This is a genomic window from Paracoccus angustae, assembly GCF_042648745.1.
GTDB lineage: Bacteria > Pseudomonadota > Alphaproteobacteria > Rhodobacterales > Rhodobacteraceae > Paracoccus > Paracoccus angustae.
This window is the reverse complement of record NZ_JBHRXY010000003.1, coordinates 40,538-53,988: the sequence shown is the minus strand read 5'-3', so window position 1 is coordinate 53,988 and position 13,451 is coordinate 40,538. Positions and strand designations below refer to the sequence as shown.

At 70.1% G+C, this 13,451-nt stretch carries 13 protein-coding genes; 1 reads left to right on the top strand and 12 read right to left on the bottom strand.

All coding sequences use genetic code 11. The annotated features are described in order from the left end of the window. Positions 1-31: 31 nt before the first annotated feature. From tilS to ACFOM8_RS05760, 11 genes are all read right to left on the bottom strand, one after another. Positions 32-1,267 (bottom strand): tRNA lysidine(34) synthetase TilS, encoded by a 1,236-nt coding sequence (gene tilS, locus ACFOM8_RS05810; RefSeq protein WP_377760179.1) that lies wholly within the window; start codon positions 1,265-1,267, stop codon positions 32-34. Between the two features lie 5 nt (positions 1,268-1,272). After that, entirely contained in the window at positions 1,273-2,184 is a 912-nt protein-coding gene (locus tag ACFOM8_RS05805; protein ID WP_377760177.1) for a tol-pal system protein, read from the bottom strand. Beyond that, on the bottom strand, positions 2,181-2,720 hold the full coding sequence (pal, locus tag ACFOM8_RS05800) for a peptidoglycan-associated lipoprotein Pal (protein WP_377760175.1): 540 nt from the start codon (positions 2,718-2,720) through the stop codon (positions 2,181-2,183). Before pal ends, ACFOM8_RS05805 begins: the two co-directional genes overlap by 4 nt. 24 nt (positions 2,721-2,744) lie before the next feature. Next, positions 2,745-4,058 carry a Tol-Pal system beta propeller repeat protein TolB gene (gene tolB / locus ACFOM8_RS05795; protein ID WP_377760608.1) on the bottom strand — a complete coding sequence of 438 codons (1,314 nt, stop codon included), beginning with the start codon at positions 4,056-4,058 and terminating at the stop codon, positions 2,745-2,747. A gap of 44 nt (positions 4,059-4,102) precedes the next feature. Next, on the bottom strand, positions 4,103-6,061 hold the full coding sequence (locus ACFOM8_RS05790) for a protein TolA (protein WP_377760173.1): 1,959 nt from the start codon (positions 6,059-6,061) through the stop codon (positions 4,103-4,105). Between the two features lie 4 nt (positions 6,062-6,065). Next, complete coding sequence (locus ACFOM8_RS05785; RefSeq protein WP_377760171.1) at positions 6,066-6,521, bottom strand: ExbD/TolR family protein; 456 nt, start codon at positions 6,519-6,521, stop codon at positions 6,066-6,068. 1 nt (position 6,522) lies between these two features. After that, complete coding sequence (gene tolQ, locus ACFOM8_RS05780; protein WP_377760169.1) at positions 6,523-7,215, bottom strand: protein TolQ; 693 nt, start codon at positions 7,213-7,215, stop codon at positions 6,523-6,525. Between the two features lie 116 nt (positions 7,216-7,331). Further along, on the bottom strand, positions 7,332-7,745 hold the full coding sequence (gene ybgC / locus ACFOM8_RS05775) for a tol-pal system-associated acyl-CoA thioesterase (RefSeq protein ID WP_377760167.1): 414 nt from the start codon (positions 7,743-7,745) through the stop codon (positions 7,332-7,334). Further along, complete coding sequence (locus ACFOM8_RS05770; protein WP_377760165.1) at positions 7,742-8,317, bottom strand: hypothetical protein; 576 nt, start codon at positions 8,315-8,317, stop codon at positions 7,742-7,744. Before ACFOM8_RS05770 ends, ybgC begins: the two co-directional genes overlap by 4 nt. Before the next feature lie 100 nt (positions 8,318-8,417). Then, complete coding sequence (locus tag ACFOM8_RS05765; protein WP_377760163.1) at positions 8,418-9,059, bottom strand: CoA transferase subunit B; 642 nt, start codon at positions 9,057-9,059, stop codon at positions 8,418-8,420. After that, the gene (locus tag ACFOM8_RS05760) at positions 9,059-9,763 is read right to left on the bottom strand and encodes a CoA transferase subunit A (protein WP_377760162.1); all 705 of its coding nucleotides are present in this window, start codon (positions 9,761-9,763) and stop codon (positions 9,059-9,061) included. The genes ACFOM8_RS05765 and ACFOM8_RS05760 overlap by 1 nt, the downstream gene beginning before the upstream one ends. Positions 9,764-10,010: 247 nt before the next feature. On the opposite strand from ACFOM8_RS05760, the gene ACFOM8_RS05755 reads away from it, so the two are divergent. Further along, complete coding sequence (locus tag ACFOM8_RS05755; protein WP_377760161.1) at positions 10,011-10,721, top strand: prephenate dehydrogenase/arogenate dehydrogenase family protein; 711 nt, start codon at positions 10,011-10,013, stop codon at positions 10,719-10,721. Here the strand turns inward: ACFOM8_RS05755 and topA are convergent. Further along, a complete protein-coding gene (gene topA, locus ACFOM8_RS05750) occupies positions 10,718-13,393 on the bottom strand; it encodes a type I DNA topoisomerase (protein WP_377760159.1) in 2,676 nt (891 codons plus the stop codon). The genes ACFOM8_RS05755 and topA overlap by 4 nt on opposite strands. Positions 13,394-13,451 lie beyond the last annotated feature (58 nt).

Below are 13,451 nucleotides of genomic sequence, written 5' to 3'. Positions count from 1 at the left end.
TGCCCTGAAAATAGGGATTATCGGCGCGTGTTCAATGCGCCATCACCAGCCTGTGGAAATCGGCGGCCCCGCGCAGGGGCCGCAGGTCATAGGGGGCGGCCGCGCGAATCAGCGGCGCCGCCACCAACCGGTCCCCTTCCCAGACCGCGGGCGAGGCGGCGGCCTCGTCCCGGCCCAGACCCGACAGGCGCCATTTGACGCGCGCCATCTCTCCCATTCCCAAGGCGGCGACATGCTGGCCGGGCTTCAAGCCGCTGATCTTCCAGCGGTTGTCCCAGGTTCCGCCCGGGCTGCCCGGGGCGCGCAGGGCGGCGGCGGCTTCGCGGAACAGGCGGATCCGGTCGCCAGCAGGCTCGATCAGGGCACCGTCCAGGGTGACGCGATGGCCGGTTGCGATCGCGTTGAGCGCGTGCAGCACGGTGTTGCGGCGCGGCGGATAATCGGCGCCGGTGATCCAGCGGCAGGCCGCGACGATCAGCCGCCGGCGAATCTCGGCCGGGGCGTCCTGATAAGGGCGGCGGGGCAGGGTCAGGCTGCCGTTGCGGATCACCGCGTCGCGCGCGGCATGGGCGGCATAGTGCGACAAAGCGTCGCGGGCTTCGCCGATGTGCCCGGCGGCGCGGGCCAGGGCGGCGACATCCAGCCCCGTGGCGGCAATGGCCTTGCGGATGCGGATGCGGTCGAAATCCTCGTTCTCGTTGCTGGGATCGTCGGTCCAGCCGATCCCGCGCGCCGCCAGCCAGTCGCGCAGATCCTGGCGTCCCGCGCCCAGCATGGGGCGCAGCCAGCGGATGCCGAAGGCATCGCGCCATTCCGCCATGGACGCCAGGCCGTCGATCCCCGAGCCCCGCCCCAGCCGCATCAGCAGCGTTTCGGCCTGATCGTCGGCGGTATGGCCCAGCAGGACGGCGGAAAGGCCGTTGCGCTGCGCCCAGCCGGACAGCAGCCGCAGCCGGGCGTCGCGCGCGCTGGCCATCAGGTTCCCGGCCTCGGTCCCGCGCTGCCACAGCAGGGTGGCATAGGGCAGGCCAAGCGCGCGGGCCGCGCGGCCGACCTGCCGCGCCTCGTCCGCGCTTTCGGGGCGCAGGCCGTGATCCACGGTCGCCACCATGATCCGGCGCCCGCGCGCCCAGTCCGCCACCATATGCATCAGCGCCATCGAATCGCCCCCGCCGGACACGGCGACGCCAAGCGCGGGCATGTCGGCGGCCAGCCGATCCAGCGCGGCATGGATGCGGAAAGCGGGATCGGCGGCGGCCAGGGTCATCGGCTTTACCGGGGTTCGGCCAGATCGGCCTCGGCTTCCGCTTCGGCGGCGCCCAGGCCTGCCGCGTCCTCGGCGGCCAGTCCCAGGTCGTTGCTGGTGCAGGCAAGGCGGCTCAGCCGCGTTTCGGCCTCGGCGGCCGAGAGGGTGCCGGGAAAGCGCGCCGGGATTTCGGCCAGATACAGGCAGGCGGCGGTAGGGTCGCCGTCGTCGGCGATGACGCGGGCGATGCCCAGCAGGCTTTCGGCGGCGCGCGGGCCGTCGGGATCGGCGGCGAACCCTTCCAGCCAGGCCGCCGCGGCGCCCTTGGCGTCGCCCGCGCTGTCCAGCGCCGCGCCGCGCAGGAACAGCGCCTCGGCAGCCAGGGCCCCGCCCGCATGGGCTTCGGCCACGGCGCCGAACATCTCGGCCGCGCGGCGGAAATCGCCGCTGGCCATGACCTGCTGGGCCGCGTCGAAATCGGCCTGTTCGCCTGCGCCCGCCGGCTTTCCGCCACCGCCGGCCTGCGGCGTCGCGGGGCCGAGGTTCGGGACGGGACTGCCGCTGCGGCCCAGATCCTGCATGGTCAGGGCGGCCAGATCGCAACCCTCGTCCATCTCGCACAGGCGGAACTCGATGTCGGCAAGGCGGCGGCTGCCGTCGGCCACGATCCGGTGGATGCGGTTCTGCATCTGCTCGGTCCGGTCGGTCAGCCGGGCCAGCCGCTGTTCCATGGCGTTCATGCGGTCGATGGCGGTGTCACCCCCGGCGGCCTGGAACCCCGCCGCGCCCGAGGCGACAAGTTCCGACCGCAGCGCCTGCAACTGGCCGCGCAAGTCCGTCAGCTCGGCCCGCAGATCGGCCAGCGTGGGTTCCTGCGCGACGGCCGGCAGCGCCACCGTGACGGCCAGAAGGGCGGTGGCGACGGCCCGCAGGATCACGAGCCCGCCCCGGCCGGGCTGACCACCGTCACCGCGCGGCGGTTCTTGGCATAGCAGGCCTCGTCCGAACAAACCTCGCGCGGGCGTTCCTTGCCGAAGCTGAGCGTGCGCACCCGGTCGGCCCCCACGCCCTGCGCGATCAGGTATTCCTGCACGGCGCTGGCCCGGCGCGCGCCAAGCGCCAGGTTGTATTCGCGGGTGCCGGTTTCCTCGGCATGGCCCTGGACCACGGCGTTGAAGGACGTGTGGGTGTTCAGCCATTGGGCCTGCCGCGCCAGGATCGTCCGCGCCTCGGCCGTCAGGGCCGTCTGGTTGGCCGCGAACAGCACGGTGTTGCCCACGGTGTCGTTGAAATATTGCGCCGTCGCCTCGTTCCCCAGGGTGCCGCCGGCCAGGTCGCCCTGATACAGCGCGCCGCCCCCCGCATTGGCATAGGGATCGACGACCGCCGACTGGGTGACCGGCGGCGCGGGCTGCGCGCAGGCGGCAAGGGTCAGCAGCAGGGCGGCGGCAGCGGGCTTCTTCCAGGCGATCATCGGCTATCCTTCCGGCGCGGTGGATCAGGGCATCAACGGACCCCAAGAGGGATCCGAGGCGGCAAAGTCAAGGCTCAGCGGTCGCATGTTGCGCCCGGTGATGTCCACCGAATGCAGGCGCGGCTGGCCATTCCCGCCCGGCGTGACCCGCGTGAACATCACCACGCGGCCATTGGGGGCCCAGGTCGGGGACTCGTCAAGGAAAGATTCGGTCAGCGTCTTTTCAGCGGATCCGTCCGTGCGCATGGTGGCGATGTGGAAGCGGTCGCCCAGCTGCTTGGCGAAGGCGATCAGATCGCCCTTGGGCGACCAGGCGGGCGAGCCGTAGCGCCCGTCGCCAAAGCTGATCCGCGTCGGCTCGCCCCCGTTCACGCCCACGATATACAGCTGCGGATTGCCCGAGCGGTCGGATTCGAACACGATCCGCTGCCCGTCCGGGCTGAACGAGGGCGCCGTGTCGATGGCGGGCGACTGCACCAGCGGGCGTTGCGCGCCCGATGCCGCGTCCATCAGCCAGATATCGGTGTTGCCGCCCTGTTCGCGGGAATAAACGATCCAGCGTCCATCGGGGCTGAAGCGCGGCGAGAACGCCATGCTGTTCGCGTCCTGCGTCATCGCGCGGGACGTGACGGTCGCCACCTCCATCACCCGGATCTGCGGGAATCCGCTGTCGAAACTGGTGTAAACCAGCCGCCGCCCGTCGCGCGAGAACTGCGGCGCCAGCACCAGGGACGAGCTGTCGGTCATCCACAGGATGTTCTGCCCGTCATAATCCATCACGCCGATCCGCTTGATCCGCGCGTCCTTTGGCCCGGTTTCCTGGACAAAGGCCACGCGGCTGTCGAAATAGGGCTGCTCGCCCGTCAGGCGGGCATAGATCTGGTCGGCGATCTTGTGGGCGGCCCGGCGCCAGTCGCTGGCGCGGGCGTCGAACTGCATCCCGTCGCCTTGGGCCTGACCCGCATAAACGTCATACAGCCGGAACTTGACGCTGATCGCATCGCCCGCCTGCGTCACCTCGGCCGAAACGAGCGCCTGCGCGCCGACCGCCCGCCAGTCCTCGAAGGCGACGGCCTCGCCAAAGCTGCCGGGCGCAACGGCCGCATTGGCGGCGATTTCGCGGAACAGGCCCGTGCCGGTCAGGTCGGCGGCCACCACGCCGCGGATCTTCTGGGCCACCGCCGCGTCGCCGTGAAAGGCCGGAATGGCGATGGGCATGGGTTCCGTCACGCCGTCGGTGATCTCGATCTTCAGCGGGCCGTCCTGCGCCAGCGCGGGCAGGGCGGGCAGCGCGGCGGCCAGGGCCATCGCCAGGGTCACGGTCAACGTCCGAAGCATCATATCCTCATTATTCCTGCGACAGGGCCGGAGATGATCCGGCGTCAGTCAAATCCGATCCCGTCGGGGCGAAACTCGACCACGACATCGCGCCAACGGCCGTATTTGTCCATGGGCAGGGGAAAGCCCGCGCCGCCGCACATCATGATCGCCCGCCGCGCCACCTCGAAGGCGTGCTGGGCGCCCCCTTCCGAGCCGCCCCGGTAATCGGCGATCCGCAGGCTGGCCTCGACGGGCCTGCCGTCGGCGGTCATGCTGAATTCGACCGAGACCGACATCCGCGATGCCTCGACCGACAGCGCGCCCTCGTTCCAGCACCGGCCCAGCGCGGCGCGGAAGGCGTCCTTTTCGGCCAGGGACAAGGGCCGGGCCTGCGACAGGCTGGACATGTCGATGCCTTCTTCCGGCGGCAGCGGACGGACGGGCGAGGGGGCGAGCCGCATCGGCTCCACGACGCCGCCCGCCTCGGTTCCGGTGTCGCCGGCCCCGCCGCCGCCCGACATGGCGCCTGCCAGGGCCGCCGCCAGAGGATCCTGCGCCGCCGAGGCCCCCGATCCCCCGTCGATCGTCTGGCTGTTGCCGCCAACCGCGTCCCCCGTCGAGGCGGTATCGGCGCCATCGGCCCCGGCGCTGCCGTCCCGCGCCTCGCGCAGCGCATCCTCCAAAGCCTGCTGGCGGGCAGCCTCGGCCGCAGCCTCGCGTTCGGCGGCCTCGCGTTCGGCGGCCTCGCGCTCGGCGGCAAGGCGGCGTTCGGCGGCTTCGGCCGCCTCACGTTCGGCGGCGCGGCGCTCCTCCTCGGCCCGGCGTTCTTCTGCGGCTTGCCGTTCGGCTTCTGCGGCCTGCCGTTCGGCTTCCGCGCGCCGTTCCGCCTCGGCCCGGCGGGCTTCCGCCGCACGACGCTCTTCCGCGGCCAGCCGTTCGGCTTCCGCCTGACGTTCCTCTTCGGCGCGGCGCTCGGCTTCGGCGCGCTCGCGTTCGGCAGCTTCTTCGGCGGCGCGGGCTTCGGCTTGCCGGCGCTCCTCGGCAGCCTCGCGTTCGGCTGCCGCCGCACGGCGTTCCTCCTCGGCCTCGCGCTCGGCCTCGGCGGCGCGGCGTTCCGCCTCGGCTTCCCTGCGCTCCTCGGCCTCGCGTTCGGCCCGTTCGGCGGCTTCGCGGCGCGCCTGAGCTTCGCGGCGCGCCTCGGCGGCCTGCCGTTCCGCCTCGGCCTGGCGTTCCGCCTCGGCCTGGCGTTCGGCTTCTTCCGCAGCCGCCCGTTCCGCCCGGCGGGCTTCCTCGGCCGCTTCGCGCTCGGCCGTCAGGCGGCGCTCCTCGGCCCGGGCCGCCGCGCCCGCCGCCGCTTCCTCGGCGGCGCGCGCGGCTTCTGCCGCTGCCCGGCGCTCGGCCTCCTGCTGCGCCAGCCGCGCGTTGCGGCGTTCGACCAGCCCTTCGGGGCGAAGCCGGGGCAGGGCGGACCGGTCCAGCGCCAGTTCGGACCGGGGCGCGACGGGCTGCGCCTCGCGGTCCGCGTCCGGGGCCGCGGGCCGGGCAGGCTGCGCCTCGGCCGGCCCGCGGCCCGCATCGGCAGGCACTGCCGGGACCGCATCGTCCGCCGTCTGGTTTTCGGCGGGGGCGCCAAGGTCGGTCGTGACGGCGACCCGGTCGGAGCGCGTGAAATCGGACAGGTCGGGCCGTGCCTCGGGCCGGTCCGGCCGCGCCAGATCCTGGGCGGCATCCTGGGCATCGGGCAGGCTGGCGGCGGCGGGCGCCTGCGCGGTGTCCCGATCCACCGCTGGCGCGGGCATCGCCGCAACGGCCGTCGCGTCCCGGCCGACCGGCCCCGCACCGCGCGACGCGGCGGCAAGGGCCTCGAACTCGGCCCCGCTGATGGTCGCGACCTCGGTCGTGCGCAGGGGGGTCGAGGGCTGCGGACGGAAGAACGCTCCGCCCAGGATCGCCCACAGGATCAGCGCCCCGTGCGCCGATCCCGAAACCCACCATCCGATGCGGCCCTCGCGGTCCTTCATGGCGTCAGCCGTCCATCCTGGGACCGCCGGTATCCGTCACCAGCACGATGTCGGACAGGCCCGCAGCGTTCAGCGCCCCCATCACCTGCACCACGCGGGCATAGGGGATCGCCCCGTCCGCCCGCAGGAACACCCGCTGGCTTTGCCGTTCCGCCAGGATCTCGCGCAGGCGGGTCACGATCTGGTCGGGCGCCACCGGCGCGTCCATCAGCATCATCTCGCCATCGGCGGGGATCGAGATGACCAGCGGTTCTTCCGGTTCCGTGGGCATTGCGGTGGCGGCGGTCTGCGGCAGGTTCAAGGGCACGCCCGCCGTCATCAGCGGCGCGGCGACCATGAAGATCACCAGCAGAACCAGCATCACGTCCACAAAGGGCGTGACGTTGATTTCCGACATCGGCGCGTTGCGGCGGCGTCCCCGGCCCTTGCGGCTGACCCGCTTGACGACGGCGGCGGACATCCTAGGCCTCGTCCATCTGGCGCGACAGCAGGGTCGAGAACTCGTCGGCAAAGGCCTCCCAGTTGCCGGTCACGCGTTCGGCGTCGCCCGACAGCTTGTTGTAGAAGACCACCGCCGGGATCGCGGCCAAAAGGCCGAGCGCGGTTGCCAGCAGCGCCTCGGCAATGCCGGGGGCCACAACGGCCAGGCTGGTGTCCTGGGACATGGCGATGCCCTCGAAGGCCGTCTTGATGCCCCAAACGGTGCCGAACAACCCGATAAAGGGCGCGGTGGAACCCACCGTCGCCAGAAAGGAAAGGCCCCGGAACAGGCGCGATTCCTCGCGCTGGATGGCCACGTTCATCGCGCGGTCGATGCGGGCCGGGCCGCCGGGGATCAGCCCGCCGTCGTCGCGGTGGCTGCGCCGCCATTCGGTCATGCCCGCCGCGAAGATGCGTTCGGACGCGCCCGAGGGGCGCTCGCCCAGGCGGTCGTACAGGTCGTCCAGCGGCTCTCCCGACCAGAAAGCGCGGTCGAAGCGGGCGGCCTCGCGCCGGGCCTGGGCGAAGGCCAGGAATTTCTGGATGATGATCGCCCAGGCCCAGACCGAGGCGACGATCAAGAGCACCATCACCACCTGCACCGTCAGCGAGGCGCGCGCAAACAGCGCCATCAGCGAGAAATCAACGGCCTGCGCGGCCTGGATCGGTTCCATCGTCACTGCCTTTTCGTCGTGATCCATCACGGACCCGGCCGGAGTTCCGGTCGGTTTGCAGGCCTTCTAGCGCCTTCCTAGCAAAGGTTGCAGCCCCTTGCCGCAACACAATGGCGTCACTTTTCAGCAATATCCGGGCGGTGTGACAGAATGGCGGCAAGGGCCGCGGGCAGCCGCGCCGCCCGGCCCGCGCCGTCCAGGCAGGCCAGCGTCACGCGCGCCGCAAACAGCACCGCGTCGTCGCGCCGCACGGTCTGGTCCACCACGATCCGCGCGGCGGTGATCTGCGCCGGGGCGGTCTCGACCGACAGCAGGTCGTCGAAGCGGGCGGGCCGCAGGTAATCCGCCTCGACGCGGCGGACGGCAAAGACATGGCCGCTGCCGGCCTTCAGGGCCGCCTGGTCGATGCCAAGCGCCCGCAGCCATTCCGACCGGCCGCGCTCGATGAATTTCAGGTAATTCGCGTAATAAACGATCCCGGCAAGGTCGGTGTCCTCGTAGTAAACGCGAACCGAAAGCCGATGTGTCATGCGTCCCCCATCCGGGCCGCAAGCCGCAGCGCATGGGCCGGATCGGCGGCCGCCACCGGCAGGACCGGATCATAAGCCGCCCGGATCAGCGCCGCCGTGCCGGGCGACGGCGCCACATCCTGCGCGAATGTCAGGGCGCAGCGCATGAACAGCGCCTCGGCCAGTCGCGCGGGATGGCTGTCGGCCAACCGGCCCTCCATGCGCACAAAGCCCAGGCAGGCGCGGATGCCGCCATTGGCGTCGAACCGGAACATGCGGTATTGATCGGCATCGGCACGAGCCAGCCGGTCCGGCAGGCCGGGCGCGTCGGTCAGCCGGTCCAGGTCCGGAATCCCAACCAGTTCCGGCCAGTCGCGCACGAAGAACAGCATCAGGTTCGCGCCCATGTCCGGGTCGGTCTGCGTCAGCGGGTGGCGGGCATGGGCAAAGCCCGCCCGGATCGCGCCGCGGAAGATGTCCAGGCTTTCGTCGGCCAGACCAAAGATCACCGGCGCCACGGGCCGTCCCCAGCGGGCGCACAGAAACGTTCCGTCGGCGCGGGTGAACGATGCTGCGATCTGATCTGCGGTCATGCCCTGGCCCTTCGCCTTTGTCCAAATATCCTGGGGGGAGTCGCCGGAACGGCGACGGGGGGCAAGGCCCCCCGCCACCATGTCCCCCGGACCCGACGGCTCAATCGACGATGGTTGCCTCGGTCGCGGCCCGCAACTCCTCCTCGGTGACGCCTTCGGCCGTCTCGACAATCTTCAGCCCGCCTTCCACCACGTCCAGCACGCCCAGGTTGGTGATGATGCGGTCCACAACGCCCTTGCCGGTCAAGGGCAGGGTGCATTCGCGCAAGACCTTCGATTCGCCCGCCTTGTTGGTGTGGTCCATGACCACGATCACCCGGCCCACGCCGGCAACCAGGTCCATCGCCCCGCCCATGCCCTTGACCAGCTTGCCCGGGATCATCCAGTTGGCCAGATCGCCGTTCTCGGCCACCTCCATGGCGCCCAGGATCGCGGCGGCGATCTTGCCGCCCCGGATCATGCCGAAGCTGGTGGCGCTGTCGAAATAGGCGGTGCGGTTCAGTTCCGTGATGGTCTGCTTGCCCGCGTTGATGAGATCCGGGTCCTCCTCGCCCTCATAAGGGAAGGGACCCATCCCCAGCATCCCGTTCTCGGATTGCAGGGTGATGTCCTTGTCGCCCACGTAGTTGGCCACCAGCGTCGGAATGCCGATGCCCAGGTTCACGTACATGCCGTCTTCCAGCTCCTGCGCCGCCCGCGCGGCCATCTGGTTGCGATCCCAGCCTTTCACGTCTTGGGCCATCACGCGGTCTCCCTCTTGCGCACGGTGCGCTGTTCGATGCGCTTCTCGTGCTGCCCCTGCACGATGCGGTGCACATAGATGCCGGGCAGGTGGATATGGTCGGGGTCCAGCGAGCCGCGCGGAACGATCTCCTCGACCTCGGCCACGCAGACCTTGCCGCACATGGCGGCGGGCGGGTTGAAGTTGCGCGCGGTCTTGCGGAACACCAGGTTGCCGGTGTCGTCGGCCTTCCAGGCCTTGACGATGGACAGGTCGGCCACGATGCCGCGCTCCAGGATGTAGTCCTGGCCGTCGAAGCTCTTGACCTCCTTGCCCTCGGCGATGACGGTGCCCACCCCGGTCTTGGTGTAGAAGCCCGGGATGCCGCAGCCGCCCGCCCGCATCCGCTCGGCCAGCGTGCCCTGGGGGTTGAACTCCAGCTCCAGTTCGCCCGACAGATACTGGCGCATGAACTCGGCGTTCTCGCCCACATAGGAGGAGATCATCTTTTTGATCTGGCGCGTTTGCAGCAGGATCCCCAGGCCGAAATCATCGACGCCGCAGTTGTTGGACGCCACCGTCAAATCCTTGGTGCCCGCGTCGCGGATGGCCGCGATCAGCAGCTCGGGGATGCCGCAGAGGCCAAAGCCCCCCGCCGCGATGAACATCCCGTCGTGCAGCAACCCCTCCAACGCCTCGCTTGCCGTCGCGTAAACCTTTCTCATCGTCCCTCCCCAAAATGACCGCTCGGGATTTGTCGCTTGCGCGTGGGGCCGAGTCAATGCGGCGGTGCAGCATGGTTGACTTCCGTGCCGCCTGCCGTCAACAAGCGGGTATGAGATCCCGCAACGCTGCCAATGCCACCTATTACCGCCCGCTGACATAGCGGGGGCAGCGTCATGTCAACCGCGCGGGGTGCGGTTGGCGGAAATCAGGACAACGGCCTTGCGCAAGCCCCGGAAGGTCCGTTTCATGCGTCCCCAAACCCTGTCCGTCATCGGCTTCGGCGCCTTTGGCCGGCTGGCCGCCCGCCATCTGCGTCCGCATCTGCCGCTGTCGGTCTGCGATCCCGCCGCGCGGTCGAACGACCTGCCGATGGTCGATGCGGCCCGCGCCGCGCGCGCCGACATCGTGGTGCTGGCCGTGCCCTTGCCGCATCTCGAAGGCGTCTTGCGCGCCATCGCTCCGCATCTGCGGGCGGGTGCCGTGGTGATCGACGTGGCCTCGGTCAAGGTGGAACCGGCGCGGCTGATGCTGGATCTGCTGCCGGATCACGTGGAGATCGTCGCCAGCCATCCGCTGTTCGGCCCCGCCAGCGCGGCGGGCGGTCTTGAAGGCCACGGCATCGCCTGGAGCCCGCTGCGCGGCCGGGCGCACCGGCTGCTGGCGGCGTTCCTGCGCGCGCGGGGCTTGCAGGTGATTCCCACCACCCCCGACCAGCACGACCGCGACATGGCGGTGGTCCAGGGGCTGACCCATCTGATCGCGCGCAGCCTGTCCCGGCTTGGTCCGCTGCCCCAGCGGCTGGCAACCCCCAGCTTCACGCTGCTGGCCGCCGCCGCCGCCATGGTCCAGGACGATTCGCCCGAACTGCTGGCAACGATCCTGCGCGCGAACCCCCACGCTGCGGCGGTCCGCCAGCGGTTCCTGGCGGAAGCGGCGGGCGTCGCGGCCGAGGTCTAGCCCTTGGCCGCTTTCGTCGCGGCCTTCCTGGCCGGCGCCTTCTTCGCCGCTGGCTTTTTCGGGGCCGCCTTGACCTTGGACGCGGCCTTCTTCCCGGCAGGCGATTTCCCGGCCTTCGCGGCGATCAGCTCAAGCGCATGCTCGACCGTCAGATCCTCGGGCGCGACATCGCGAGGCAGGGTGGCGTTCACCTTGCCCCACTTCACATAAGGGCCATAGCGCCCGCTCATCACCTGGATCGCGCCGCCGTCGGGGTGGTCGCCCAGCTCGCGCAGGGGGGCCGCAGCGGCTGCCCGGCCACGGGTCTGCTTGGCGGCCAGCACCTCGACCGCGCGGTTCATGCCGATGGTGAAGACCTCGTCCACGTCGGGCAGGTTGGCGTATTTCGACCCGTGCTTCACATAGGGGCCGAAGCGGCCGATCCCGGCCTCGATCAGTTCGCCGTCCTCGGGATGGTTGCCGATGGGGCGCGGCAGCGACAAAAGCTGCACCGCGCGGTCCAGATCCAGCGTGGCCGGGTTCCAGCCCTTGGGGATGGACGACCGCGGCGGCTTGGGATTGTCCTCGGAAGCCTCTCCCCGCTGGACATAGGGTCCGAAGCGCCCGGTCTTGAGGCTGATCGGCTCGCCATTGTCATGGCCCAGGATGCGGTCGCCCACGGCTTCCTCGCCGTCGGGCGCGGAAATCGGGCGCGTGTAGCGGCATTCGGGATAGTTGGAACAGCCGATAAAGGCCCCGCCCGATCGCGCGGTCTTGAGGTTCAGCCGCCCCTTGCCGCAAAGCGGGCATTCGCGCGGATCGCCGCCGTCGGCGCGCGGGGGATAAAGATGCGGGGCCAGCGCGTCGTCGATGGCGTCCAGAACCTCGGTGATGCGCAGTTCCGAAGTGCCCTCGAGCGCCCTTGAGAAATCCTTCCAGAATCGCGCCAGAACCTCGCGCCAGACCAGATCGCCCGCGCTGATCTCGTCCAGTTCGTTTTCCAGGTCCGCCGTGAAGTCATAGCTGACATAGCGCGGGAAGTATTTCGTCAGGAAGATCGTGACAAGGCGCCCCTTGTCCTCGGGGATCAGGCGGTTCTTGTCCTTGCGGACATATTCGCGGTCCTGGATCGTGGTCACGATGCTGGCATAGGTCGAAGGGCGGCCGATGCCCAGCTCCTCCATCCGCTTGACCAGGGTCGCCTCGGTATAGCGCGGGGGTGGCTGGGTGAAGTGCTGGCGCGCGGCAACGGCGGCGCTGTCATTCAGCAAAAGGCCCGGGGCGGCGCGCTGGCCCGAGGGTGCCGCGGGGACCGGATCGTCCTTTTCGCGGGCCTTGGCGAATTCCGTGTCGAAGGCCTTGGCGACCAGCTTCGCGGCCTCGCCTTCCTTGATCGGGGGCAGGCGGGCGCTGTCCTCGCCATCCTCGTCGTCGCGGCCCTGGTCGTAGACGCGCAGGAAACCGTCAAACAGCATCACCTGCCCGGTCGCGCGCAGGCCGACCTGGTTGTCGGGGCTGGCGATCTCGACCGTGGTGCGCTCCATGCGGGCGGCTTCCATCTGGCTGGCGATGGTGCGCTTCCAGATCAGGTCATAAAGCTTGCGCTGATCCTCCGCCGTGACTTTCAGCCGGTCGGGCGACAGCATCATGTCGGTGGGGCGGATGCATTCGTGCGCTTCCTGGGCGTTCTTGGCCTTGTTCTTGTACATGCGCGGGCTTTTCGGGACGTAATTGTCGCCGAACTTGGCGCGGATCGCGTCGCGCGCGGCATGAACCGCCTCGGGCGCCATGTCGATGCCGTCGGTCCGCATGTAGGTGATCAGCCCGGCCTCGTACAGGCGCTGCGCCGCCGACATGCAGGCCTTGGCGCCCATGCCCAGCTTGCGGCTGGCTTCCTGTTGCAGGGTCGAGGTCATGAAGGGCGGCCAGGGGTTCCGCGTCGCGGGCTTGGCGGAAACGCTGGCCACACGCAGATCGCGGCTGGCCACCGCGCTGACCGCCATCGCGGCCCTTTCGGCGTCGGGCAGATCGAAACGGTCCAGCTTGGACCCGGCCAGCGAAACCAGGGCTGCGTCGTATTCCGCGCCGTCCGGCGTGGCCAGGCGGGCATGGACCGACCAGTATTCGCGGGGCTTGAAGGCCTCGATCTCCATTTCCCGGTCCACGATCAGGCGCAGGCAGACCGACTGCACCCGGCCCGCCGACTTGGCGCCCGGCAGCTTGCGCCACAGCACCGGGGACAGGTTGAAGCCCACCAGGTAATCCAGGGCGCGCCGCGCCAGATAGGCGTCCACAAGCGGCTGGTCGATCTGGCGCGGGTTCGCCATGGCCTCGCTCACGGCGGCCTTGGTGATGGCGTTGAAGGTGACGCGGTTGACCGCCGCGCCCTTTTTCAGGGCAGGGGACAGCGCCTCCAGCAGGTGCCAGGAGATCGCCTCGCCCTCGCGGTCGGGGTCGGTGGCGAGGATCAGGTTCTGGTCGTCCTTCAAGGCGTCCTTGATGGCCTTGAGGTGCTTCCTGCTGTCGGCCGCGACCTCCCATTTCATGGCGAAGCCGTCGTTCGGATCGACGCTGCCGTCCTTGGGGGGCAGGTCGCGGACATGGCCGAAGCTTGCCAGAACGCGGTAATCGCCGCCGAGGTACTTCTCGATGGTCTTGGCCTTGGCCGGGGATTCAACAACGACGACGGGCATTCTAAACCTCGAGGCGCACCTTTGCGATGGGCCGGGAACATGGGTCGGGCGCTGGCCG